The organism is Polaribacter sp. Asnod6-C07 (genome assembly GCF_045063625.1).
Taxonomy (GTDB): Bacteria; Bacteroidota; Bacteroidia; order Flavobacteriales; family Flavobacteriaceae; genus Polaribacter; species Polaribacter vadi_A.
In genome coordinates, this window is record NZ_JBEFOF010000005.1 from 3,440,038 (window position 1) to 3,465,087 (window position 25,050).

Sequence of the window (25,050 nt, forward strand, 5' to 3'; positions counted from 1 at the left end):
TTTGAAAAATTTATTAAATAGAGCTAGGTTAAACGTATTCTACTATATTTTTTGGGTGCTATATTTTGTTTTTGCACGCACATTTTTTCTAACATATTATTTTGATAAAACTCAAGATATTAGCTTTTTAACCATTTTAAAAACATTTTTATATGGTTTAAGGTTAGATTTATCTTTTGCTGCATATTTGTCTATAATTCCTTTTTTATTGGTTATTTTCTCAATATTTATTAATAAAAATATAATTGTAAGTTTTATAAAATGGTATACAATTGTTTTAATCATAATTATAAACTTATTATTATTGATTGATGCTGGTCTTTATCAAGCCTGGGGAACACGTTTAGATACTTCTATTCTACCTTATTTAAATACGCCAGAATTAATGCTCTCTACTGTATCTAATTTTCAAATGTTTTCTGGTGGATTAGCTTGGTTTGTATTTTCTTATATTTTTATTAAGCTTTTTAATAAAAACCTTAAGAAGTTTAGCAGTTTTATCGATTCTGGTAAATGGTTAGAAATACCCGTTTTTCTTATTTTAACTTTATCATTATTAATACCTGTAAGAGGTGGTTTACAAATAGTACCTATTAATCAAAGTAATGTCTATTTTTCTGATAAAATGTTTGCAAATCATGCAGCAATAAATTTTATATGGAATTTCTTTAACACGTTAACTCATAAAACAGATGGTATAAATTATTATAAACATTTTGATGAACAAACAGCTCTAAACATAGAAAGCGAAAGAAGAGAACAACTTTTAAATGCTAATATAGATTCTATTTTAAATACTGATAAACCAAATGTAATTCTAATTCTTTGGGAAAGTTTGCCTGCCAAAATTGTTGGTTCTTTAGGTGGTGAACCTAATGTTACCCCTAACTTAAATAGACTATCTAAAGAAGGAATTTTATTCACAAATTTCTATGCAAATGGTGATAGAACAGATAAGGGAATACCTGCTGTTTTAAGTGGTTATTATCCACAACCCATAGAAAGAATAATGCGAACACCCAATAAAACTAGAAGTTTACCAATGTTGCCTCAAAAAATGATAGATTTAGGTTACAAAACAACTTTTTATTATGGTGGAGATTTAAATTTCGGGAATATGAATACTTATTTACGAAATGCAGGAATCACAAATTTTGTTGATGGCAGTGATTTTGATTCTAAAGATTGGAGTTCTAAATGGGGTGCTTACGATGATGTTTTTATGAAAAGATTGGCCAAAGATTTATCAACAACACCAAAAGAACCTTTTTTTAATATTGCTTTAACTTTATCTAGCCATGAGCCTTATGACATTAAGGGTGAGTATAAATTTGGGAAAGACACACACGATAATACGTTTAGAAGTGCACATCATTACACTGACAAAACTATTGGTAATTTTGTAGAATTTGCTAAAAAACAACCTTGGTATAAGAATACAATTATTGTTATAATGTCTGATCATGGACATAGTTCTCCAAAACATACGGGTCCTTATTTTTCTCCTAAAAAATTTAGAATCCCCATGCTTTGGTTGGGTGGTGCTTTAAACAAAAAAGGAATCGAAATTCCTGCTATTTCTAGTCAAGTTGATTTTTCTTATTCTCTTTTAGATTTAGTAAATGGCGATAATAAAGATTTTACTTTTAGTAAAAATATCTTTAATACATCTAACAAACAATATGCTCATTATATCTTTAATAAAGGTTATGGAACCATTTCTAAAGACGGTGTTTTTATTTACGATTACATCAGTAAAAAACCAATTCTAGATGATGGTAAAAATACAACTCAACTAGATTCTTTAGGAAAAGCGATTACTCAAAATGCTTATCAAGATTTTCTAAACAGAAAATAGATTAAGCTCCAAATTGCGTTAAATGATGATCTAAATGCTTGTAAAACATAATATTCCATTCTTCTTTAGTTAATTTACCAAAAGAAAGCGATTCTTTACCATCAAAATAATTCTCGCCCAATTCTTGAGTTTTATTGATATAATCAATCAATCTTTTTTTCTCTACAAGAAACTCTTTTTCATCAGAAATAATAAATTGAGGTGCAGTTCTGCTATTTTTAGGATAAGGTTTTGTGCCCACAACCGCTTTTTTTACAAAAGCTTTTAGCATAAACTTTACAAAAGCATTTGGTTTAGCGTGTTTATCTGTAAAAACCATTTCGTAAGTTACAGCACAATGAGCTAGCATTTGTGCCGCAGACATTTTACCCCAATTTGGTTGAGTTTTAGGTGATAATTTTTCTATTCTACCAATTACTTCTTCAGTAACACTTTTATCAAAAATATTTTTCATTTTTTATTTTTACTTTGGATTAAAACCTTTACGAATATATTTCAAAAATAGGTTAGAAATTTATATCTCTACTTGCCATATGACAAGAAATGAATTATAAAATTTCTTTTCTAATTCTACTTAAAGAAGTGTCTGTAATTCCTAAAAAAGAAGCAATATGTTTTAAAGATGCTTTTTGAATTATTTCTGGTCGATTTTGAATTAACTCTTTATATCTATCAGAAGCTTTTTCTGTAATCATGCTTAAAGTTCTTTCTTTTAAACTAAAAAAGTTGCGAACCAAATGAGCTCTTCCCCATTCTCTGTATGCTTTGTACAAATTAAAATCTTGATTAAATGTTTCTATTTTTTTAATCCATAACTCACAATTTTCTACAGCTTGTACATATTCTTTGGTAGGTATTTGCATAAAAAAAGAGTTCTCTTCTAATATTAAAGCCTCTTTACCATAAAAATTTGTGGTTACTTCATTACCATTAAAATCAATTACAAAAGAGCGTAAAAAACCATTAATTACAAGGTAATAACCTTTTACAATTGTTCCTTTTTTAATTAAAAAATCGCCTTTTTTTAAAGTCATTTTTTCGTAACCTTTTACTATATTATTTAATTCTTCTTTAGTTAAACCAATATTTCCTAATTCTTTTATTAGAATATTTTTATCGTTCATCTAATGCAAAATTTTAAATAACAATTCTTTTAAAATATCTCCTTGAGTTTGATTTGCGCCAACTCCTTTGCTCTTAACATCTGCGTCTCTTAAAAAAGCAATAACTTGTGCCACTTTTCGCATTGGATAATTTCTAGCTGCTAAAAAATAATCGTCAATAAAATAAAAACCAACTCCTAATGCTTTAGAAACTGCACTTTTAGATTTGTTTTGCAAACCGTGAAAAAGCAACAATTTTGTAAAAAAATTATTCAGTAAAGAAATGGTCATTACTGTTGGATTATTTTTCGGATTTACCACAAAATAATTTATAATTCTATTGGCTTTTGCAATGTCTTTAGCACCAATTGCTTTTTGTAATTCGAAATTATTAAAGTCTTTAGAAATACCAATATTTTCTTCTATATGTTTGTCGTTAATAATGGTTTCTTTTGGCAGAATTAACATCAACTTACTTAATTCGTTTGATATTTTACTTAAATCTGTACCCAAAAATTCTACCAACATTTGAGCTGCTTTCGGTTCTATTTGATATTTTTTTCCGCTTAAAACTCTACGAATCCAATCTGCAACTTGATTTTCATAAAGCTTTTTGCTTTCAAAAATTAAACCTGATTTTACAATAGCTTTGTGTAGCTTTTTACGTTTATCTAATTTTTTATATTTGTAATTAATTACTAAAACCGTTGTTGGTTGTGGGTTTTGAGCATAAGAAACCAACTTTTCTATAGTTCTACTTAAATCTTGTGCTTCTTTTACAATTAAAACTTGCTTTTCAGCCATCATAGGGTATCGTTTAGCAGAAGAGATAATATCTTCTACACTTGCATCTCTACCATACAACACTTGCTGATTAAATCCTTTTTCTGATTCATCTAACACAGTTTCTTCAATATAATCAGAAATTTTATCAATATAATAAGGCTCTTCTCCCATTAAAAAATAAATGGGTTTTACGTTACCTTTTTTAATATCTGAAACAATGGTTCTAATTTCGTTCATTTTATTACTTTTGATTGATGCAAAAACTCAATCTACCTACATATAATTTCAAACTCAAAAGTAGCGAAAATAAGACGCTTATTTTTGATAATTTAAGAAAAAAGTATTTTGTATTAACTCCAGAAGAATGGGTTCGTCAGCATTATGTTTCTTTTTTAATTGATAAAAAAAAATACCCTGTTACTTTAATTGCTTTAGAAAAACAATTAACTATTAATAATCGTAAAAAAAGAACTGATATTTTGGTTTTTAATGCTAAAGGAGAGCCTGATATTATAGTTGAATGTAAAGCTCCACAAATAAAAATTACACAAGACACTTTTGATCAGATTGCACGTTATAACTTAAAATTAAAAGCAAATTACTTAATAGTAACCAATGGTTTGCAACATTATTATTGTAAAATGGATTTTGAAAAAGAAACTTATGTTTTTTTGCAAGAAATTCCTACTTATAATTAAGTAAAAATTAGAAGTTAACTGATTTTTTAAATGTAATTTTGCAACCTTGAAAACTGCAATCGTAATATTAAATTGGAATGGCCAAAAACTGCTAAAACAGTTCTTACCCTCTATTGTAAATTTTAGTTCCAATGAAGCTGAAATTTACGTAGCAGATAATGCATCTACAGATATTTCCATTTCTTTTATTAAAGCAAATTTCCCATCAGTAAAAATTATTAAAAATGATGTAAATGGTGGTTATGCAAAAGGTTATAATGATGCTTTGCAAAATATTAATGCAGATATTTATTGCCTAATTAATTCTGATGTAGAAGTTACTAAAAATTGGCTCTCTCCTATTTTAGATGTTTTTAAAAGTGATGAAAAAACGGCTATTATTCAACCAAAAATTTTAGATTATAAAGACAAATCTAAATTCGAATATGCAGGTGCAGGTGGTGGCTTTATAGATTTATATGGTTATCCTTATTGTAGAGGCCGAGTTTTTAATCATTTAGAAAAAGATGAAAATCAATTTAATGATATTTCAGAAATATTTTGGGCTTCTGGTGCTTGTCTATTTATTCGCTCAACTATTTATCATAAAATAGGTGGTTTTGATGAAGATTATTTTGCTCATCAAGAAGAAATTGATTTGTGTTGGAGAACTCAAAATATTGGTTATAAAGTAAAATATGTAGGTACTTCTACTATTTTCCATGTTGGTGGTGCAACTTTACAAGAAACAAATCCGCATAAAACCTATTTAAATTTTAGGAATAGTTTATTAAATGTGGTTAAAAATGTACCAAAAAAATGGTTTCTGTTTGTGGTTTTTTCTCGTTTAGTTTTAGATGGAATTGCTGGTATTAAGTTTATTTTTGAGCTTAGACCTATTCATACTTGGGCTATTTTAAAAGCACATTTTAGTTTTTACAGAAACTTTTTTAAATTCTTAAAAAAACGTAAACGATTGCAAAAAAAACAAGATTACAATTTGCACACGAGTATTGTCTGGCAATATTTTGTTCTAGGTAGAAAAGAGTTTAAGAATTTAAGATAATTTCTAAAGAACTAAAAATAAACAACTTTACAACGTTATTACTTTTCAACTTTGCAATTTTGCAACTTAAAAAATAACCTAAAGAATATTTAAACTTCCTTTACCTTCTCTAATAACTTCTGGTTCAGAATCTGTTAAGTCTATAATTGTAGAGGCATAATTATCTCCATAACCTCCATCTACTACAACATCAACTAGGTTCTGCCATTTTTCATAAATCAATTCTGGGTCTGTAGTATATTCTAAAATATCATCATCATCTCTTATAGATGTAGAAACAATTGGATTTCCTAATGAGGAAACTAAAGTTCTTGCAATATTATTATCTGGAATACGAATACCTACTGTTTTTCTTTTCTTAAAAGCTCTAGGCAAATTATTACTACCAGGTAAAATAAAAGTATAAGGACCTGGTAAAGCACGTTTTAATAGCTTAAAAGTAGGTGAATCTATCTGTTTTATATAATCTGACAAATGACTTAAATCGTTACAAACAAAAGAAAAATTGGCTTTTTCTAGTTTCACTCCTTTAATTTTTGCTATTTTTTCTAAAGCTTTTGTATTGGTAATATCGCACCCTAAACCATAAACAGTATCTGTAGGATAAATTATTAAACCACCTTTTTTTAGAATGCTTACAACCTTATCAATTGCTCTTTGATTTGGGTTATCATTATATATTTTAATGAATTCTGCCATATTATAAAAATACAAAAAAACTCAACTTAATACTAAGTTGAGTTATATTATTTTGAGGAAGTAATTCTAATTTCTATGATTTATCAACCAATCTAAATCCTTCTCCATGTATATTTAAGATTTCAACATTTTCATCTTCTTTTAAATACTTACGTAATTTTGCAATGTAAACATCCATACTTCTAGAAGTAAAATAGTTATCATCTCTCCAAATTTTTGTAAGAGCTAATTCTCTTGGCATTAAATCATTTTTATGAATTGCTAACATACGTAACAATTTACTTTCTTTTGGCGATAATTTACTAGGCTCACCATCTTTACCAACAGATAAATGACGTAATTTAGAATTAAAGAAAAAAGATCCAATTTCAAACTCAAACTGTTCAGATTCAGTAGATTTATCTGTTTCTTTTCTTTGTAAAATTGCTTTAATTTTGTGCAATAATACTTCAGAATCAAAAGGTTTATTCAAATAATCATCTGCACCTACTGCATAACCTTTTAAAACATCTTCTTTTAACGTTTTTGCAGTTAAGAATATAATTGGCACTTCTTTGTTTGTAACTCTAATGTCTTGTGCTAAAGAAAAACCGTCTTTACGAGGCATCATTACATCTAAAATACACAAATCGAAATCGCTATTTTTAAACATAATTAAACCCTCTATTCCATCTTTTGCATGCGTAACGTTATAATCGTTTAACGCTAAATAATCTTTTAAGACTGTTCCAAAATTTGGATCATCCTCAACTAATAAAATCTTTTTACTTCCCATTTTTAAACTTTTAAATTAAAGGTAATTTCACTGTAAATATGCTTCCTTTTCCTTTTTCACTTTCCACAAACACTGTACCATGGTGTTTTTCTACAATTTCTTTAACATAGGCTAAGCCTAAACCATGACCTTTTACATCATGTACATTTCCTTTTTGTTCTCTATAAAATTTATCAAAAACATTTTTTTGAACATTTTTGCTCATTCCAATTCCTTGGTCTTTTACTTTAATTATAAAAAACTTGTTGGTACTTTCAGTATAAACATCAATTATTGGTGCACCAACTGTATATTTAATTCCGTTTTCTAAAATATTAACAAAAACATTTGTTAAATGAAATTCATTACCAGATATTTCAGAAACAATGGCCTCAAAATGTGTATTGACAGAGCCATTTCTATCTTTGATTAATAAACTAACATGATTAATGGCGTCTTCCATAACATCATGAATATCAATTACACTTTTACTTATATCTAATTGATTTTTTTCTAATCTAGAAATACGCAAAACATTTTCTACTTGCGTATGCATCCTTTTATTTTCATCTCTAATCATATTAATGTAACGTAAAACTTTTTCGTTATCACTAATAATTTTAGGGTTTTTTATAGAATCTAAAGCCAAGTTAATTGTTGCTATTGGCGTTTTAAATTCGTGTGTCATATTATTTATAAAATCAGTTTTAATTTCTGATATTTTTTTCTGTTTTGTTAACTGATACAAAGAACTTGAAAAAGCAATAATAATTATAAAAATAAAAAATAAAGAAAGTAATAATATATTAGAAATACCAGATAAAATATGCTTGTGTTTTAATGGAAACGAAATATGCAACAAGTATTCTGGGATACCTTCTCCATCACTAAACAATGGATATTTAATGCTATCATCCTTATTTATTGTATAATAACCAGATTTTAATTTTGTTGCTAAACCATCATTACTATAAACACCATATTTAAAATCTAAAATGATATTTCTTTTTTGTAATTCTTCTTTTATTGTTTCATTTAATTCTCTATTACTAACTCTACTTTGTATTGGTTTTAATTTATTATGATTTCTAAAAATTTCTTCAAATTCACTTTTTTCTATACTTTTTAATCTTTTAGTAAAAGAATATCTTTTTTCATCTGTAGTAGAAAATAGATTGTCTGCACCTTTAATTAATTTCGATTGAAAAAAATCATTTTTAACATTAATCCTTTTAACGATAATACTATCATTATCTAAGAAGTCAGTTGGCATTTTAAAATTTTCTTCTAAAATTGTACCTCCGTATGTAAACTTTTCATTTGTTGTTGTATCTATTTCTTGAAATAGAAAATTTTTAATTTGAGCTTCATCTGCAAGAACCGTACTTTCTAAAATACCTTGATATTTCTTTTCTAAAGCAGCTCTTTCATTTTCATTAATTCTTTGTGCAACATTACCCAAAGAAATCTGAACATCGTTTTTAAATTGTTCTCTTCTGCTTTCTACTGCATTGTTAATCCAATAGAGCTGAACAGCAATAATTCCTATTAAAGAAATGCTCATTAAAATAACAATAAGCACAAACATTTTTTTGCCCATAAATCAAAGTTAAGTCATTAAAAAATTGCACTTCGCGTTTTTAACGTTGATTAACAAAAATGAAGAGAATTTAAGAGTTATTTAACAATAACCTTGCAAATTAACTAACGATTTAGAAGCTTACTGTTAAAATATGATGGATTTTGCTTACTTTTATTTTAGTTTCATCAAGATTTTTATTCAAAATAATATAGTTAGATTGTATTATTTTTTTATTGTCTTTCCATTGATTTTGCATTCTATTTAATACTTCTTTTTTAGTAGATGAATCTCTAGAAATTACTCTATTAATTTTAGTATCTATATCTGCATAAACAGTTATAATAATATTGCAATATAAATTACTTTTACTTTCAAATAAAATGGCATTTTCATAGATAATATAATCTTTATCATTATTTTTTTTGATAAACTCTTGAAAATGTTTTTTTACTTCTGGATGTACAATTGCATTTAATTCTGATAATTTTTCTTTGTTATTAAAAACAAGATTAGCTATAAACTTTCTATTTAAAACATTATCAATGTATGACTCTTTACCAAAATTCTTAATTAATTTTTGTTTGATGATTTCTGATGAATTCATCAACTTTTTAGCTTCTACATCAGCAATATAAATAGCAACATTTTTATTTTCTGCAAAGAAATTTGCTACTGTAGTTTTACCACTACCAATACCACCAGTTAAACCAACAATTTTCATTTATTTTTGAATTAAGAAATCAATTTTAGTAGGCGTAATTTTAATATTCTTTAAAAAATCTGGCTTTGTAATAACTTTAGGTATTAAATAGCCTAAATTATTTTTTTCTGATATAGAATAATCACACTCAATTTTAAAAGAAGCTTTAGAAACTTTTGTAAAATTAGATAAAGCTACCACAAAAACTACTTCAATATTTTCTGTTAAAGTTGTTAAGTTTGTATTTGCTGGTAAATTTATAATATCAAAAGGCACCTGCAATTTACCTTCTGTAAACTTATCTACTTTACCAGAAATTGTTGCTTTGAGTACTTTATATTTAAGTTTTTTCTGTTTTTCTGGATTTAATATTTTTACTTCTTTGCTAAAATCTGCCTTAACGTCATTTAAAACTAATTTACTTAATTTAAGATGATTAATGTTTTTTAATTGAGATTTTGGCCCAGAAATAACAATAGAATCTGGTTGATAACTAATTTCACCCAAAAGATCATAACCAATATGATATTTAATATCTAGTTCTGGTTGTAAAGCCACTTTTTTAGAGGTTAAAACACCCAAATTTAAGTAAATAGTATCTTGTATAATCTTTTGTAATTCTACACCAGAGATTAACTGTTTCTGTATTTTTAAAGTTTGATTTTGGGGTAAAAAATAAAATTTAGAATTCTTTTTACTTTTTAAAACAGAAGCATCTAAATCTATTATTTTATTTCTAATTTTAGATCTTAAAATCTTAAAACCTGTTGCTTTTACTGCAATATCTATTTCTTTAATTGGTGTTTCTTGTAATAACTTATCTTGAGCAATATTTGTATAGTTTACAGCAAAAGTTAGTACGGATTTATATTCTTTAGAAAACGTAATTAATAACCAAATTAATGATGAGATTATTAAAAAAGTTATAAATGTTTTCGGTATTTTCTTTGAAGTTTTCACCTAAATTAAATTTAATGCAATCTACTGAAAAGCTTGTAAACAAAAAAGTGAGCTTTCTCTAATTAAAGAAAAAGCTCACTTTTATTTATTGTAATAAAATATTATTTTTTAGCTGGTGCTGTATGTTTTTTACTCATTTCCATAGAAATTGAAGAGCGTTCAAATTTAATTTTACCTGCCCCTGTTTCTAAAGTGATAGTGTTATCATTAGCATTTATCTCGATAATTTTACCGTGAATACCACTAGTGGTAATAACTTTCGCTCCTTTTTTAATTTCAGCTTGAAAAGCCTTTTCCTTTTTTTGACGGTTAATTTGTGGTCTTAAAATAAAAAAATATAAGACGATAAACATTGCCACGAATGGCAACATACTTGCTAAAGTTCCTGAATCCATTATAAAAATTAAATTATGATTTTGCTTTTGGTGTTACCATACCTTTAAGAGTTAAAATCTCTCTTCCAGTTTCGGTATTTGTAATTAAAGTAATATTTTTCTGTTGTCTATTTCTTTTACCACTTGTATTAAATCTTACTTGTATGTTTTCAGTTTCTCCTGGTTTAATAGGTTTTTTAGGCCAAACAGGTACTGTACAACCACAAGTAACTTTAGCATCAGTAATAATTAAATCTGTTTTACCAGAGTTAGTAACTTTAAAAACAGTTTCTACAACTTCGCCCTCATTTACAGTACCGAAATCAAATTCTGTGTTTTCGAATGCAATTGAAGCTGCACCTTTTTTAATAGCTACGTCTCTTGTTTTTGCTACTTCTAAATTTTCTTTATTAATCTTTGCACTTGGGTTTGCTTTATCACAAGAAATATATAAACTTGATGAAATTATAAATGCGAATAAAATTGTTATTTTTCTCATAATTCTTAAAATTTGTGTAAAAATAATAAATATTTGTTTAAATGATTAATCTTAAAGTAATCCTCTACCTATTTTAACAATTCTTTTGTCTTTTGTAAACTCTTTAGATATTTTATCTAAAACCCCATTTATAAAATAACTACTTTTTGTTGTTGAGTAATCTTTAGCTATTTCTATAAATTCATTAATGGTAACTCTTACTGGTATTGAAGGAAAACTTACAAACTCAGTAATTGCCATTTTAATTAAAATCATATCTATATCTGCAATTCTATCAGTTTCCCAATTTGGCGTTTTTGCTGTAATATCTTGTTCGTAAGTTTTATGTTTTAAAACTGTTTTTTTGAATAATTTAGACACAAACTCTTCATCATCTTTATCTTTATACAATCTACTTAATATAAAGGTTTTGTCTTGCTTACACTTGCTTAAAGTTTTTACAACCCAAGTATTTACAAATGGTATATCATCTACCCAAGAAATCATTTTATCTTCATAATACTCTGCTAACTTTTCGTTAGGAGCTATAATTTCTTTAAAAAAATCGATTACAAAAGCTTTGTCTACTTTAAAAGAATCATCAACAGTATTTAAATATTTCTTGTATAAATCACTTTTCTGTAATTCATCAAAAATAATTTTTACGTATTCATCATCTAATTCCCAATTATTCAATTTATTTAACTCAACATAACCCTCTAAACTTACACTCTCAGTAAGTTGATTGATTAGTTTATTGTCTATAAATTTAGTGTTAGGCTTTAAATCTTCTTGAGTAGCAAGAATTTTCTTTTTAGAAAGCGCTATTTTTTTTGCCGCTAGTTTTTGTACTTCAATTAATAATTGAAAGTTTAAAACGTACAAATCGTACATTTTTAGAATACTGTGCTTTAAAAACTTCTCTTCTCTAATAATATCGTCATTATGAGATTGTTGTATAGCATACACAGATTGCATTACTTTAACTCGAATATGTCTTCTGTTAATCATTGTAAAGAACTTAAAATCGCTTTTTAATTTGCTTTGCAAAAGTAGTATTAATTTAGTTTCTCAACATTACTTTTTTAATTCTTTTTTAAGAAAATATATCTTTCTGATTCTCGTATATTCGTGCTTTATTTTTAATTCAATTCTCTTTTGAAAGCATTACAATATTTAAACAAATATTTTTCTAAATACAAATGGCGAATTTTAGCAGGATTGTTAATAACAGTCTTATCTAAACTACTTGCGCTTCAAGTACCTAGAATAATAAAAGAATCTTTTAACGCTGTAGAAGATTATTTAAATGGTTCTGTTACAGATTTAGCAACTGTTAAAGAGGCGCTGTTAATGAATGTGCTCTTAATTGTTGGTTTAGCTCTTTTAAGTGGTTTTTTTACTTTTTTAATGAGGCAAACAATTATTGTAACTTCTAGATTAATTGAATTCGATTTAAAAAACGAAATCTATCAGCAATACCAAAAACTATCGCTTAATTTCTATAAAAAGAATAGAACTGGTGATTTAATGAACAGAATTAGCGAAGATGTAGGTAAGGTAAGAATGTATGTTGGACCAGCTGTAATGTACACTATGAATATGATTGTACTTTTTGCAGTAGGTTTTACACAAATGGCTAGAGTAGATTTAAAACTTACTTTATATACACTTATTCCTTTTCCTTTATTATCAATTTCTATCTTTATTTTAAGTAGAGTCATTCATAAAAGAAGTACAATAGTTCAGCAATATTTATCGAAACTAACTACTTTTAATCAAGAGTTTTTTTCCGGGATAAACGTGGTAAAATCTTATGGTATTGAAGCTTCAATTATTAAGGATTTTGATGCCATTTCAGATTTAAGCAAAGAAAAAAACATCAACCTACAAAAAGCAAATGCTTTATTTTTTCCTTTAATGATTTTTTTAATCGGAATCAGCAACTTAATTGTAATTTACGTTGGTGGTAATCAATATATAAATGGCGAAATAAAATCTGGAGTTATCATAGAGTTTATTATGTATGTAAACATTTTAACTTGGCCAGTTGCAGTTGTGGGTTGGGTTACATCTATGGTACAACAAGCAGAAGCATCTCAAGCAAGAATAAATGAGTTCTTAGATCAAGTACCAGAAATTAAAAACGAAAGCAAAACACCTACAGAAATTTACGGAAAAGTAACTTTTAAAGATGTTACTTTTACTTATGATGACACTAATATTACTGCTTTAAAAAATATCAACTTTACAGTTAATTCTGGCGAAACTTTAGCTATTTTAGGTAAAACCGGTTCTGGTAAATCTACAATTATTGAGTTAATTTCTAGATTATATAACAGCACAAAAGGAGAAGTTTTATTAGATGACAAACCAATTGAAAAAGCAAATTTAAATGATGTTAGAAGCCAGATTGGTTTTGTACCTCAAGATCCATTTTTATTTTCTGATACAATTGGTAATAATATTAAATTTGGGAAAGAAGATGCTACTGAAAATGAAATTATTGAAGCTGCTAAAAATGCAGTAATTCACAATAATATTTCTGATTTCAAAAACGGATATAATACCATTTTAGGAGAACGTGGAGTAACACTTTCTGGAGGGCAGAAACAACGTGTTTCTATTGCTAGAGCTATTATTAAAAATCCAAAAATTTTAATTTTTGATGATTGCTTATCAGCAGTAGATACAGAAACAGAAGAAAAAATACTTTCTAATTTAGAAAAAGTGTCTAAAAATAAAACTACTTTTATAATAAGTCACAGAGTTTCATCAGCAAAAAATGCAGATAAAATTATTGTATTAGATGAGGGTAAAATAATACAACAAGGAACTCACAATCAACTTATAACTCAAGAAGGATATTATAAACATTTGTACGAACAACAACTTTTAGAAAAAGAATTTTAAGGTTTAACATTGCTACATTAATTATTTTGTTAGATTTGTACAGATAACAAACAAAAAATAACTACTATTTAAAAAAGATTATGGCAGAGAGAGTTGAACAGGAGGAAATTTTTTCGCAAGTATTAAGAGCAGGAAGAAGAACCTATTTTTTTGATGTAAGAGCTACAAAAGCAGACGATTATTATTTAACTGTTACAGAAAGTAAAAAATTTACGCATGATGATGGATCTTTTCATTATCAAAAACATAAAATTTATTTATATAAAGAAGATTTTTCTGATTTTCATGAAATGCTAAAAAAAGCAACTGATTATATCATTACAGAAAAAGGTAATGAAGTAATTAGTGAACGTCATCAAAAAGACTTTAAAAAAGAAGAAAACACAACTACAGAAGAAACAAACTCTGCACAGAGTTTTACAGATGTTTCTTTTGATGATATTTAGACAGTAAAATATTTTAAAATTAACTAAAAACTTAAGTTAATTCTTAAATTTAGTTAGTTTAAAAATATAATTCAAATTCAATTTACACGTTTAAAAACTGCAATCTTTTTTAAGATTGCAGTTTTTTATTTTAACACACGTTTCATTGTTTTACTCTTAGAAACTGTTTCTTGCCACTCGTTTTTTGCCTTACTGTCTTTTGTAATTCCACCACCAATATAAATAGAAGCGGTTTTATTTTTAATAGCCATACATCTTAAATTCACAAAAAGTGATGATTTTTTATCCAAATTTAATTCACCAAGAAAACCAGTATAAAAACTTCTATCGTAATTTTCGTTTTCTAAAATAAAATCTTTTGCCAAATTTCTTGGTAAACCACAAACTGCAGGTGTTGGATGTAATGCTCTAATTAATAATTTTAAGTCTGATTTTTCACTAAGCTTCCCTTCTACTCTGGTTCTTAAATGCAGTAAATTACCTGCTTTTACAGTTTCAGTTTTATCAATTTTTAAGTGGGTAGAAATATTTTTTAATTGATGTTCTATAAAATCGGTAACCAATTGTTGTTCTTCTAATTCTTTGCTTTTCCAGACTGGTTTTAACTGTCCATTATCAACTTGAGTACCAGCCAAAGACATTGTTTTAAAAACATCATTTTCAATATTTAAAAGCGTTTCTGGAGTTGCCCCAAACCACAAACCAACTTTTGGATGATACCAACAATACACAAAAGCATTTTTATAATTTTGTAGAAGTTTTTTATAAATTTCAAGCAAATCAAAATTACTGATATTAACCAGCTCCTTTCTAGAAATTACAACCTTTTTTAAATTCGATTTTTTTATTTTATCAATAGTTTTTTCAACAATCTTTAAATGATTTTCTTTGGAATTTTCATCAACAAAAAAAGTATTTTCATCAGAATTAACATTTTCTAAATCTATTTCTTCTGTTAAGCATTCAGATTTTTCAACAGGAAATAAAATGGATTTTTCATCTGTATTAAAAGGTGCAAAAACAAAACCAGATTCTATAAATTTATTAGTAAAATGTAGTTCGTCATCAACAATAAAAAAACTAGAAATCGTATTTTTATTGGGTTTTCTATATACTACAAAAGGTAAATTTTCGTGATAATAATGTATCACTTTATCAAAAATTCTCATCAACTATTTTTGTCTAAAACAATATTGGTAAGTTTACAAATAGAAATTAAGTTCTCTTTTTCATCTACAATTTTAATTTCCCATAAATGTGTAGTTCTACCTTTATGAATAGGTTTTGCAATACCAAAAACAAAACCTTCTTTAACACTTTTTACATGATTAATACTCAACTCAATTCCTTTAACAATTTTAGTTTTTGTATCTACAAATAAAGCTGATGCACAACTACCTACAGTTTCTGCTAAGGCAGCAGTTGCACCCCCATGTAAAATACCATAAGGCTGATAAACCCTTGAATTTACTGGCATTTTTGCAGTTACAAAATCTAAACCCACATCTACAAACTCTATTTCTAAAGTTTCCATTAAAGTGTTTTTATTAAAATTATTTAAAGTAATAAGTGTTTTTTCTTTATCCATTTAAGCATAATTAAGAATGTAAAAATAAGCATAATTTATTGTATTTTTGCAGCTCAATATTTAACGGTTATATGTACAAAATACGAGTTATCTTAGACACCAAAGAAGATGTAATTAGAACAATTTTGGTTGATGAGCATATTAATTTAGAAGTTTTACACAATTCAATTGCTACTGCTTTTGGTTTTGAAGGGCAAGAAATGGCCTCTTTTTATAAAACTGATGATGAGTGGAATCAAGGTGATGAAATTCCGTTGTTTAATATGGCAGAAGCAGGCGAAGCTATTTCTATGCAAACTTGTATTTTAAAAGAAACTTTACCTCTAGAAAATGATAAACTAATTTATGTTTATGATTTTTTAAATATGTGGACATTTTATGTTGATGTCGTTGAAATTTCATCAGAAAAAAGAGACGATTTACCACAAACTATTTTAACTGTTGGCGAAATTCCTGAAGAAGCACCTGAAAAAGAATTTGTTGCTGATAAATTAGAAGGTGAAGAAGATGAAGATGATGATGAATTCGATATTTTTGATGATTTTGATTTTAACGAGTATTGATTATCAAGTTCATTGTTAACAACAATAAATGAAAAAATATAATTCTTCTTCTTCTTTTACTTTTTTTCAATCTGTTCTTGCTTCAATAATGATAATATCTATGGGAATTGGCTTCTTATATTCTATTGATAATATCTTAGTTCAAATAATTACAATACTTTCTTCTTTGGCAGTTTGTGCTACTATTTTAATTTATCAACGTAAAAATGTTTTTGAAATTGAATTTAATGATGAATTAATTGAAATTGATTTTTTTTATACAAATAGAAAAATTGCGATTGAATATTCTGAATTATTATCTATAGAATATATTTCTACTTCAAAGAACCCAACAAAGAATAAAATTGAGTATAAAATAAATGGTGAATTAAAAAAACTAAAATTTACAAGTGTAGCGCATTCTAATGAATATGTAGAATTTATCAAATTTTTAAAATCAAAAAATGATGGTATTAAATGGAAAGTTTTTCCATCAAATGACATTATGAATCATAAATTACAGAAAGTTTATGGATTTAAATATCGTTAAATTTAATTGAATACATCTCTATTTAAAACTTAACATAAATTTTAATACTGCTTAGTACTACTTAAAACTGTTTTTCTACGTAACAAAATTGTATTTTAGTCGTCTTACTTTTTATAACTGACTAAATCAATTTCTTTGGAAACAATCTTATCTCTTAAAAATTTAGACAAAAAATACGGAGTTGTTCATGCTGTAAATAATCTTTCTTTTGATATTCAAAAAGGAAACGTTTACGGAATTCTAGGTCCAAATGGCTCTGGAAAATCGACAACCTTAGGTATAATCTTGAATGTAGTAAACAGAACTTCTGGCGAATTTTCTTGGTTTGATGGAAAACTATCTACCCATGAAGCCTTAAAAAAAGTTGGTGCAATTATAGAACGCCCTAACTTTTATCCTTACATGACAGCAACTCAAAATTTAGCTTTGATTTGTAAAATAAAAGGAATATCAACAGAAAAAATTAATGAGAAACTAACGACAGTAAATCTTTTTGAAAGAAGAGATAGTAAGTTTAAAACTTTTTCTTTGGGTATGAAACAACGTTTGGCAATTGCATCTGCTTTGTTAAACGACCCAGAAATATTAATTTTAGATGAACCTACAAATGGTTTAGATCCGCAAGGAATTCACGAAATTAGAGAAATAATAAAAAAAATTGCAGCTAATGGAACTACAATTTTGTTAGCCTCTCACCTTTTAGATGAAGTAGAAAAAGTTTGTAGTCATGTAGTTGTAATTAGAAAAGGTATAAAATTATACGCTGGTAGAGTTGATGAAATGACAGCCTCTAATGGTTTATTAGAACTTAAAGTTGAAGCTAAAGAAGAGCAATTAATTGAATTTTTAGAAAATCACGATTCAATTTTAAAGGTTTCTAAAGATCATGAAACAATAATTGCAACGTTAAGTAAAAATTTATCAGCATCAGAAATTAATAAAGATTTATTTAATAAAGGTTTTGTTTTGAGTCATTTAGTAAAACGTAAACCAAGTTTAGAGCAACAATTTTTAGATTTAACAAAAAACAACTAATCAAAAAAAAATAAAGTCATGTTAAGACTACTTACTATAGAATTTCATAAATTAAGGTACAATAGAGCAAGCAAAGTTTTGTCTATTATTTACTTTGGTTTGCTTACATCAATTGCATTAATTGCTGCCATAAAATTTGAATTTGGTAATTTTAAATTACATTTAGCAGATGCAGGAATCTTTAATTTTCCTTATATATGGCACTTTAACACTTACGTTGCTGCAATTTTAAAATTCTTTTTATTGTTGGTAATTGTATCAATGATGAGTAATGAATATAGTTATAAAACCCTAAAACAGAATCTAATAGATGGTTTAAGTAAAAAGGAATTCATACTATCTAAATTTTATACAGTAATTGCTTTTGCAGCAATTTCTACTGTTTTTGTTTTTGTGGTTTCTTTGGTATTAGGTTTAGTGTATTCAGATTATAATGAATTTGCCATAATTATTTCTGATTTAGATTATTTATTAGCTTTTTTTATAAAATTAGTTGGTTTTTTCTCTTTTGGTTTATTCTTAGGTATTTTAGTAAAACGTTCTGCTTTTGCAATTGGAGCTATGTTTGTTTGGCTGATTATTGAAAACATGTTTAGAGGATATCTTTTTTGGCAGTTTAACGAAAATGAACACACCAGTAATACTGTAGATAAATTTATGCAGTTTTTACCTCTAGAATCTATGACCAATTTAATTAAAGAACCTTTTTCTAGATTAGGTGCTGTTAGATCTGCTGCAAATACTATGGGTGAGACTTTTACCAAAAGTTATTCTGTAGATTTTACAAACATTTTAATTGTTTCTTTCTGGACATTCTTATTCATTTATTTATCTTATAAATTATTATTAAAAAGAGATTTATAATCCGAATTATAAAAAAACACATTAATTAAGAATTACATCTTATTTAATAATTTTACACAAAATCATATACATTAAAAAGTATATGATTTTTTTTTAAACTATTTAGAACGTTTGTGGTCTAAGTTTGTAATAAGAATGATTCTTTTTTATTAATTTCTTATTATTTTTAGCAGATAATTCCTAATTAAATAATTACTCATTGAAATCCAAACTTTTAGTTTTAGTCATTTTTGTTTCTTTATTTTATTTGAATGATGCAAATGCACAATTAAGTAAAAAGCATTTTATACCACCTTTAACGTATGCAGAAGAAGGAAATGCAAATCCTGAAAATCAATATTTTTATATATCTACACCAAGTAATAAAGATGTAAGTTATACCATAAAACAAGTTGGTTCTGATACTGATATTACAGGTATTGTGTCTAGCTCAAATCCACAAGAAATTTTTATAGCTACTGGAGATAGCCAACTTTTTGTAGATGCCAATCAAACAGGAACTGTGCATAAAGACAAAGGATATATAGTAGAAGCAACAGATGTTATTTACGTTTCAATTCGAGTTTTAGCTGGTAGTGGATCGCAAGCTGGTGCCTTAGTTAGTAAAGGTTCATCTGCATTAGGCACAACTTTTAGAGCAGGTATGTATACTAATGAAAATCCGCAAAGTAATTACTTAAATTTTGTTTCTGTAATGGCTTCAGAAGACAATACTCAAGTTACTTTTGATGATATAACACCTGGTTTAGAAATTAAAAATTATTCAGGTGCTTTTCCGTTTTCTGTAACCTTAAATGAAGGCGAAAGTTACATTGTAGCCACAAGTGCAGATGATGTAATTATAAACAGAGATGGTTTAATTGGTACTTTAATTTCTTCGGATAAAAACATTGCAGTAAATACAGGTTCTGCAAATGGTAGTTTTCATAATGGAGCAGGTAGAGATTATGGAATGGATCAAATTGTTGGTTTAGATAAAGTTGGTACAGATTATATTTTTGTTAAAGGAGATGGAAGTGATGGTTGGGAAAACGTACTTATTGTGGCTCATGAAGATAATACAACTATAAGTATTAACGGAAATGGTGTAAGTACAACCATAAACAAAGGTGAATATAGTTTAATAGAAGGAAATCAATTCACATCAAATGGCAACCTATTTGTTAAAACTTCTAATCCTGTTTTTGCTTATCAAGGTGTGGGTGCAAGTACAAACGAAGCCAACCAAGGTATGTTTTTTGTACCGCCTTTAAGTTGCGAAAGCAGAGGAAAAGTAGACAATATACCCAACATAGAAAGTATTGGTAATGTAACATTTTCAGGTGGTGTAACCATTGTAACCAATGCAAATGCAACTGTAAATATCAATTCTCAACCTATCTCAAATTTTGCAACTTCTGGTCCTTTTGCAATTGACATAGATAATGATGGCATTGCAGATTACGAAACCTATAAGGTTACCAACCTTACAGGAAATATATCTGTTGATAGTAGTGACGAACTGTATTGTGCTTATTTTAATGTAAATGGAGCAGCAACTTCTGGTAGTTTTTATTCTGGTTTTCCTACAGCTCCAGAAATTAATTTTAACACCACAGTTTCTACTTTAGGTAATTGCATTCCTAACCTTACTTTAGAAGCTGCAAACACAGATTTATTCGACAGTATAAAATGGGAATATTATAACGAAACTACTTCAACTTGGGAAGAAAGAAGTACAAACAATACTTACAAACCCATAGAATCTGAACCAGGTAAATATCGTTTAATTGGTACTATAGATTGTACTGGAACTACTTTTGAGTCTATTGAAATACCTGTTAGTATTTGTCCAGATGATTATGATAATGATGGTATAATAGATAATTTAGATGTTGATATTGATAATGATGGAATTCTAAATTCTGATGAATCTAATGGAAATTCCGACATAAATTTTCTAGATATTACAAATCCAGAACCAGTTGGCAACACAGCATTACAAGGAGTTACTATAGAAGGAAATCTTCAGTCGAGTAATTCTGATGGTTTAACAAATTTACTTTCTGGAGGTTTTAACAGTAGTTTTACATCATCAGTAAATCCTGCTCTTATTTCTTCTAATAGTTATACATTAACTTTTTCTGAAAAAGTTAATATTGAGTTTGAGAGAGCTGCTACAACTACAGCTAGTAATAACAATAAAGAAAACTATATTTTACGACTGCCTGATGCCACAAAAAATATTACATTAATTAGTACTGATGCCTCTCTATTAATTGACACAAATTTTGATGGAATTTACGAATCTGGTGTTACACAATTTTCATCTTCAGAAATAAGATTTAGTTTTTCATCAACAATAACAAATACCACAGATTTTACTTTTTTTGCAAATAATATTAAAGAAATTATTTTTGAACATTATAATAATGAGGGCACAACCCAATCTTCATTGTCTTGTAGTCTTAAAATAACTAATTATTTAAAAGATTCAGATAATGATAATATTGAAGATGCATTCGATTTAGATTCTGATAATGATGGAATTCCTGATATTAATGAAGCTTATTTAGAATTGGGTTCACTTTCTGGGGTAGATGCCAATCAAGATGGTTTAGATGATAAGTTTATTGGAATGTTAAATATTGATTCTGATAATGATGGAATTTTAAACTATATAGATTTAGATTCTGATAATGATGGAATTTTTGATTCTACTGAAGCTGGACATAATTTAGATACCAATTTTGATGGTATAATTGATAACGCTAATGCGCTTGTTGGTATAAACGGATTAATTGATAATTTAGAAACAACTCCAGATGCTAAAACACTTTCATTAAATTATATTATTGCTAACACAGATAATGATAATGATTTTGATTTTGTAGAGCTAGATGCTGATAATGACAAATGTTATGATGTTACAGAAGCTGGTTTTACTGATAATGATGATGATGGAGTTCTAGACGCAACTCCTTTTGCAGTTAATGATAATGGAAAAATCATCAACAATACAGATGGTTATACAAGTCCAAATTTAGATTACATAACAAATGCTCCAATAGAAATAACTTCTCCTTTCGAAAACGTTATTTTCTGTGAAAACGATACAGATGTTATAACCATAAATAGTACTGCAAATCAATATCAATGGGAAGTTTCTACTGATGGCACAACTTGGAGTCTTATTGCTGATAATGCAATTTATAACAATAGTAATTCTAATAGTTTACAGCTTACAAATACACCATTAAGTTATAATAATTATCAATACAGAGTAATTTTAAACAGAACTGGTAATGCTTGTACAGAAACTTCAAACGAGATTACGTTAACTGTAAATCCTTTACCAATTTTAAAAGCAAACCCAGAATTAAATCAGTGTATAGAAGTTGCAGATACAAACACCACAGTAAATTTAACATTAGCAGAAAACAACATTTCTGAAACTGCTAATGTTACTTTTGAGTATTATGAAGATATGGCTGGAACTAATTTAATTACAGATCCTACCTCCTATCCTGTTCAAGTAAATATTACAGAAACTGTGTATGTAAAAGTAATTTCTGATTTTTCTTGTGCTTCAGAATTAAGCGAATTAACCATAAATGTTGGGCAAACTATCAGGAATTCTTACAATGAAGTTCAACCTCCTGTTTGTGATGATTTTTTAGATGCTGATGGAAATGATACTGCAGCCAATTCTGATACAGATAATATTACCAATTTTTATTTGGACAAAACTGCTATTTTAAACGGAATTGATCCTCCTACAAATACCCAAGTTTTCTTTTATGAAAATGAAAATGATAGAGATAATTCTTTAAATGAAATTGATATTACTAATTTTAGAAACGACATTACTAAAAACGAAGTTACCAATATTGCAAACGGAATTCAGTTTCCAATTTTCTATAAAATTCTAAGTACAATTAACAATGATTGCCAAGGAATTGGAGAGTTTTATTTACAAATTGATGCTGTACCAACAGCTGAAGTAGTTCCATATTTAGAATTATGTGATGATGCAATTGATGGTGATGCAACAAACGGAATTGTACAATATTTTGATTTAGAATCACAAACAACAGACATTTTAAATGGTCAAAATTCTGCTGATTTCACAGTAACTTATCACGATTCTAAAACTGATGCTAATGTAGGAATTGACGAATTAACTTCGCCTTTTGAAAACACAATTCGCGATTCTCAACCAATTTATGTTCGTGTTACAAATAATACAACTGGTTGTTTTACAGATCATACTTCTTTTAATCTAATTGTAAATCCTTTACCAATTGCCAATTTTGCCTTTTGAAAACACAATTCGCGATTCTCAACCAATTTATGTTCGTGTTACAAATAATACAACTGGTTGTTTTACAGATCATACTTCTTTTAATCTAATTGTAAATCCTTTACCAATTGCCAATTTTGTAGATGATTTAGAGGTCTGTGATGACAATTCTGATGGTTCTGCAAGAAATGGTTTTTCGCAATCTATTGATTTAGAATCGCAAACTGCTGGTATTTTAGGCTCTCAAGATTCCAATATTCACACTGTAACTTACCATCGTTCTTTGGCTGATGCTCAATCTGGAAATCTGCCTTTGGTTTCTCCTTACACAAATAATACTCAAGATAGAGAAACTATTTATGTTAGAATCTTAAACACAAATTCGATGTGTGTTAACGGAATTTCTAATTTTGATGTTATTGTAAACCCAGAACCAACTTTTGAAACACCAACAAACTTAGCCTATTGTGATGATGATTTAGATGGAGATGATGCCAATGGAATTGTACAAAACATAGATTTAGACAGTAAAATAACAGAAATTTTAGGTGCTTCTCAAAGTCCTAATGATTTTACTGTTACTTTTCATAAATCACAAACAGATGCTACTTCTGGTGATGATCCTGTAGTTTCTCCTTATCAAAACACAAATACCACAGAAACATTTTATGTACGCATACAAAACAAGCAAACACTTTGTGTTAATGATGATGCAACTTTTGATGTAATTGTGAATCCTTTACCAGATTTTATGGTAACTACTCCTCAAATTTTATGTTTAAATGATTTGCCATTAAACATATCAGCTGAAAGCCCAAGAGATGTATATACTTACGTCTGGAAAGATGAAAATGGAAACACTTTAAACACTACTTCTGTTGATAATATTGATGTAACAACTGCTGGTAAATATACAGTTACAGCTACAACAACCAATGGTACTTTTTGTGAAAGAGTAGAAACTATTGAAGTAAATGAATCTAACATTGCTACTTTAGAAAGCAGTTTTATCACCATAATTGATGAATCTAACAATATTAGTAGCGAAGATAATTTATCCATTTCTATTGATGTTATCAATAATGATTTAGGCCCTGGAGATTATCAATTTGCAATAATAAACACCACAGAAAATAACGAAAGAACACCAATGATTGGTTTTCAAGACGAACCTCTATTCGAGAATTTAGAAGGCGGAATTTACACCATTATTGTAAATGATAAAAATGGTTGTTCACCAGACACAACCTTAGATGTTTCTGTAATTCAATTTCCAAAATATTTTACTCCAAATGCAGATGGTTATAATGACACTTGGGTAGTAAAAGGAGCCAATAAAACATTTTATCCAAATGCGAGTATCAATATTTTTAATAGATATGGTAAATTAGTGGCACAAGAACCTATAGACAGCCAAGGTTGGGATGGAATGTATCAAGGNGTAAATGATAAAAATGGTTGTTCACCAGACACAACCTTAGATGTTTCTGTAATTCAATTTCCAAAATATTTTACTCCAAATGCAGATGGTTATAATGACACTTGGGTAGTAAAAGGAGCCAATAAAACATTTTATCCAAATGCGAGTATCAATATTTTTAATAGATATGGTAAATTAGTGGCACAAGAACCTATAGACAGCCAAGGTTGGGATGGAATGTATCAAGGCAAACTACTACCTTCTGATGATTATTGGTATAATATTACACTAATTCCTGCTGACACTAATAAACCCACCATCAATAAAAAAGGAAATTTCTCACTCTTAAGAAAATAGAATGCCAAATTTTTTG

Annotated in this window: 24 protein-coding genes; 11 read left to right on the top strand and 13 right to left on the bottom strand. The window is 27.6% G+C overall.

Features of this window, described 5'->3' with window-relative positions; all coding sequences use genetic code 11:
- The first annotated feature begins 1 nt into the window (after position 1).
- Positions 2–1,858: an LTA synthase family protein gene (locus tag ACJJVK_RS14965; RefSeq protein WP_405567428.1), complete on the top strand. Its 1,857-nt coding sequence runs from the start codon at positions 2–4 to the stop codon at positions 1,856–1,858.
- Position 1,859: 1 nt separating this feature from the next.
- Here the strand turns inward: ACJJVK_RS14965 and ACJJVK_RS14970 are convergent, their stop codons facing one another.
- The 3 genes from ACJJVK_RS14970 to holA form a co-directional block, all read right to left on the bottom strand.
- Complete coding sequence (locus tag ACJJVK_RS14970) at positions 1,860–2,312, bottom strand: DUF1569 domain-containing protein (RefSeq protein ID WP_405567430.1); 453 nt, start codon at positions 2,310–2,312, stop codon at positions 1,860–1,862.
- Between the two features lie 94 nt (positions 2,313–2,406).
- Entirely contained in the window at positions 2,407–2,982 is a 576-nt protein-coding gene (locus tag ACJJVK_RS14975) for a Crp/Fnr family transcriptional regulator (protein WP_405567433.1), read from the bottom strand.
- On the bottom strand, positions 2,983–3,984 hold the full coding sequence (gene holA / locus ACJJVK_RS14980) for a DNA polymerase III subunit delta (RefSeq protein WP_405567435.1): 1,002 nt from the start codon (positions 3,982–3,984) through the stop codon (positions 2,983–2,985).
- Positions 3,985–4,001: 17 nt separating this feature from the next.
- On the opposite strand from holA, the gene ACJJVK_RS14985 reads away from it, so the two are divergent.
- Entirely contained in the window at positions 4,002–4,445 is a 444-nt protein-coding gene (locus tag ACJJVK_RS14985) for a type I restriction enzyme HsdR N-terminal domain-containing protein (protein ID WP_405567438.1), read from the top strand.
- A 46-nt stretch (positions 4,446–4,491) separates the two neighbouring features.
- Positions 4,492–5,490: a glycosyltransferase family 2 protein gene (locus ACJJVK_RS14990; RefSeq protein ID WP_405567441.1), complete on the top strand. Its 999-nt coding sequence runs from the start codon at positions 4,492–4,494 to the stop codon at positions 5,488–5,490.
- 78 nt (positions 5,491–5,568) lie between these two features.
- Here the strand turns inward: ACJJVK_RS14990 and ACJJVK_RS14995 are convergent, their stop codons facing one another.
- The 8 genes from ACJJVK_RS14995 to nusB all read right to left on the bottom strand — a co-directional run bounded on the left by ACJJVK_RS14995 (position 5,569) and on the right by nusB (position 12,048).
- The gene (locus ACJJVK_RS14995; RefSeq protein WP_405567444.1) at positions 5,569–6,189 is read right to left on the bottom strand and encodes an L-threonylcarbamoyladenylate synthase; all 621 of its coding nucleotides are present in this window, start codon (positions 6,187–6,189) and stop codon (positions 5,569–5,571) included.
- Between the two features lie 73 nt (positions 6,190–6,262).
- The gene (locus tag ACJJVK_RS15000) at positions 6,263–6,964 is read right to left on the bottom strand and encodes a response regulator transcription factor (protein ID WP_405567447.1); all 702 of its coding nucleotides are present in this window, start codon (positions 6,962–6,964) and stop codon (positions 6,263–6,265) included.
- Positions 6,965–6,974: 10 nt separating this feature from the next.
- On the bottom strand, positions 6,975–8,543 hold the full coding sequence (locus ACJJVK_RS15005) for a sensor histidine kinase KdpD (protein ID WP_215996027.1): 1,569 nt from the start codon (positions 8,541–8,543) through the stop codon (positions 6,975–6,977).
- A gap of 112 nt (positions 8,544–8,655) precedes the next feature.
- Complete coding sequence (gene coaE, locus ACJJVK_RS15010; RefSeq protein WP_405567450.1) at positions 8,656–9,246, bottom strand: dephospho-CoA kinase; 591 nt, start codon at positions 9,244–9,246, stop codon at positions 8,656–8,658.
- Positions 9,247–10,185: a CdaR family protein gene (locus ACJJVK_RS15015; RefSeq protein WP_405567453.1), complete on the bottom strand. Its 939-nt coding sequence runs from the start codon at positions 10,183–10,185 to the stop codon at positions 9,247–9,249.
- Between the two features lie 101 nt (positions 10,186–10,286).
- The gene (yajC, locus tag ACJJVK_RS15020) at positions 10,287–10,580 is read right to left on the bottom strand and encodes a preprotein translocase subunit YajC (protein ID WP_215996024.1); all 294 of its coding nucleotides are present in this window, start codon (positions 10,578–10,580) and stop codon (positions 10,287–10,289) included.
- A gap of 13 nt (positions 10,581–10,593) precedes the next feature.
- Positions 10,594–11,058: a DUF1573 domain-containing protein gene (locus ACJJVK_RS15025; protein ID WP_405567456.1), complete on the bottom strand. Its 465-nt coding sequence runs from the start codon at positions 11,056–11,058 to the stop codon at positions 10,594–10,596.
- A gap of 51 nt (positions 11,059–11,109) precedes the next feature.
- The gene (gene nusB, locus ACJJVK_RS15030) at positions 11,110–12,048 is read right to left on the bottom strand and encodes a transcription antitermination factor NusB (protein WP_405567459.1); all 939 of its coding nucleotides are present in this window, start codon (positions 12,046–12,048) and stop codon (positions 11,110–11,112) included.
- Positions 12,049–12,195: 147 nt separating this feature from the next.
- Here nusB and ACJJVK_RS15035 point away from each other — a divergent pair, with 147 nt between their 5' ends.
- Positions 12,196–13,950, top strand: coding sequence for an ABC transporter ATP-binding protein (locus ACJJVK_RS15035; protein ID WP_405567461.1), 1,755 nt, complete (start codon positions 12,196–12,198; stop codon positions 13,948–13,950).
- A gap of 80 nt (positions 13,951–14,030) precedes the next feature.
- Complete coding sequence (locus ACJJVK_RS15040) at positions 14,031–14,396, top strand: PUR family DNA/RNA-binding protein (RefSeq protein ID WP_215996020.1); 366 nt, start codon at positions 14,031–14,033, stop codon at positions 14,394–14,396.
- Between the two features lie 125 nt (positions 14,397–14,521).
- Here the strand turns inward: ACJJVK_RS15040 and ACJJVK_RS15045 are convergent, their stop codons facing one another.
- Together ACJJVK_RS15045 and ACJJVK_RS15050 are read right to left on the bottom strand one after the other, a co-directional pair.
- On the bottom strand, positions 14,522–15,565 hold the full coding sequence (locus ACJJVK_RS15045) for a chorismate-binding protein (RefSeq protein ID WP_405567464.1): 1,044 nt from the start codon (positions 15,563–15,565) through the stop codon (positions 14,522–14,524).
- Positions 15,565–15,984, bottom strand: coding sequence for a PaaI family thioesterase (locus ACJJVK_RS15050; protein WP_405567465.1), 420 nt, complete (start codon positions 15,982–15,984; stop codon positions 15,565–15,567). The genes ACJJVK_RS15045 and ACJJVK_RS15050 overlap by 1 nt, the downstream gene beginning before the upstream one ends.
- Positions 15,985–16,055: 71 nt before the next feature.
- Here ACJJVK_RS15050 and ACJJVK_RS15055 point away from each other — a divergent pair, with 71 nt between their 5' ends.
- The 6 genes from ACJJVK_RS15055 (at position 16,056) to ACJJVK_RS15080 (ending at position 25,034) form a co-directional block, all read left to right on the top strand.
- Entirely contained in the window at positions 16,056–16,547 is a 492-nt protein-coding gene (locus ACJJVK_RS15055; protein WP_215996017.1) for a plasmid pRiA4b ORF-3 family protein, read from the top strand.
- Between the two features lie 28 nt (positions 16,548–16,575).
- Positions 16,576–17,076, top strand: coding sequence for a hypothetical protein (locus tag ACJJVK_RS15060; RefSeq protein ID WP_405567468.1), 501 nt, complete (start codon positions 16,576–16,578; stop codon positions 17,074–17,076).
- 135 nt (positions 17,077–17,211) lie between these two features.
- Positions 17,212–18,111, top strand: a complete 900-nt coding sequence (locus ACJJVK_RS15065) for an ABC transporter ATP-binding protein (protein WP_405567470.1) — start codon at positions 17,212–17,214, stop codon at positions 18,109–18,111.
- Positions 18,112–18,129: 18 nt separating this feature from the next.
- Positions 18,130–18,975, top strand: a complete 846-nt coding sequence (locus ACJJVK_RS15070) for an ABC transporter permease (protein ID WP_405567472.1) — start codon at positions 18,130–18,132, stop codon at positions 18,973–18,975.
- Between the two features lie 199 nt (positions 18,976–19,174).
- Positions 19,175–23,278, top strand: a complete 4,104-nt coding sequence (locus tag ACJJVK_RS15075; protein ID WP_405567473.1) for an IgGFc-binding protein — start codon at positions 19,175–19,177, stop codon at positions 23,276–23,278.
- Positions 23,259–25,034 carry a T9SS type B sorting domain-containing protein gene (locus ACJJVK_RS15080; protein WP_405567476.1) on the top strand — a complete coding sequence of 592 codons (1,776 nt, stop codon included), beginning with the start codon at positions 23,259–23,261 and terminating at the stop codon, positions 25,032–25,034. Before ACJJVK_RS15075 ends, ACJJVK_RS15080 begins: the two co-directional genes overlap by 20 nt.
- The last annotated feature ends 16 nt before the right edge of the window (positions 25,035–25,050 follow it).

What these genes read in the sequence shown, in the direction of transcription:
- ACJJVK_RS14970 (WP_405567430.1), bottom strand. Translation starts at nt 2,312, where the DNA reads ATGAAAAATATTTTTGATAAAAGTGTTACTGAAGAAGTAATTGGTAGA.
- ACJJVK_RS14975 (WP_405567433.1), bottom strand. Translation starts at nt 2,982, where the DNA reads ATGAACGATAAAAATATTCTAATAAAAGAATTAGGAAATATTGGTTTA.
- holA (WP_405567435.1), bottom strand. Translation starts at nt 3,984, where the DNA reads ATGAACGAAATTAGAACCATTGTTTCAGATATTAAAAAAGGTAACGTA.
- ACJJVK_RS14985 (WP_405567438.1), top strand. Translation starts at nt 4,002, where the DNA reads ATGCAAAAACTCAATCTACCTACATATAATTTCAAACTCAAAAGTAGC.
- ACJJVK_RS14995 (WP_405567444.1), bottom strand. Translation starts at nt 6,189, where the DNA reads ATGGCAGAATTCATTAAAATATATAATGATAACCCAAATCAAAGAGCA.
- ACJJVK_RS15000 (WP_405567447.1), bottom strand. Translation starts at nt 6,964, where the DNA reads ATGGGAAGTAAAAAGATTTTATTAGTTGAGGATGATCCAAATTTTGGA.
- ACJJVK_RS15005 (WP_215996027.1), bottom strand. Translation starts at nt 8,543, where the DNA reads ATGGGCAAAAAAATGTTTGTGCTTATTGTTATTTTAATGAGCATTTCT.
- coaE (WP_405567450.1), bottom strand. Translation starts at nt 9,246, where the DNA reads ATGAAAATTGTTGGTTTAACTGGTGGTATTGGTAGTGGTAAAACTACA.
- yajC (WP_215996024.1), bottom strand. Translation starts at nt 10,580, where the DNA reads ATGGATTCAGGAACTTTAGCAAGTATGTTGCCATTCGTGGCAATGTTT.
- ACJJVK_RS15025 (WP_405567456.1), bottom strand. Translation starts at nt 11,058, where the DNA reads ATGAGAAAAATAACAATTTTATTCGCATTTATAATTTCATCAAGTTTA.
- nusB (WP_405567459.1), bottom strand. Translation starts at nt 12,048, where the DNA reads ATGATTAACAGAAGACATATTCGAGTTAAAGTAATGCAATCTGTGTAT.
- ACJJVK_RS15040 (WP_215996020.1), top strand. Translation starts at nt 14,031, where the DNA reads ATGGCAGAGAGAGTTGAACAGGAGGAAATTTTTTCGCAAGTATTAAGA.
- ACJJVK_RS15045 (WP_405567464.1), bottom strand. Translation starts at nt 15,565, where the DNA reads ATGAGAATTTTTGATAAAGTGATACATTATTATCACGAAAATTTACCT.
- ACJJVK_RS15050 (WP_405567465.1), bottom strand. Translation starts at nt 15,984, where the DNA reads ATGGATAAAGAAAAAACACTTATTACTTTAAATAATTTTAATAAAAAC.
- ACJJVK_RS15055 (WP_215996017.1), top strand. Translation starts at nt 16,056, where the DNA reads ATGTACAAAATACGAGTTATCTTAGACACCAAAGAAGATGTAATTAGA.
- ACJJVK_RS15060 (WP_405567468.1), top strand. Translation starts at nt 16,576, where the DNA reads ATGAAAAAATATAATTCTTCTTCTTCTTTTACTTTTTTTCAATCTGTT.
- ACJJVK_RS15070 (WP_405567472.1), top strand. Translation starts at nt 18,130, where the DNA reads ATGTTAAGACTACTTACTATAGAATTTCATAAATTAAGGTACAATAGA.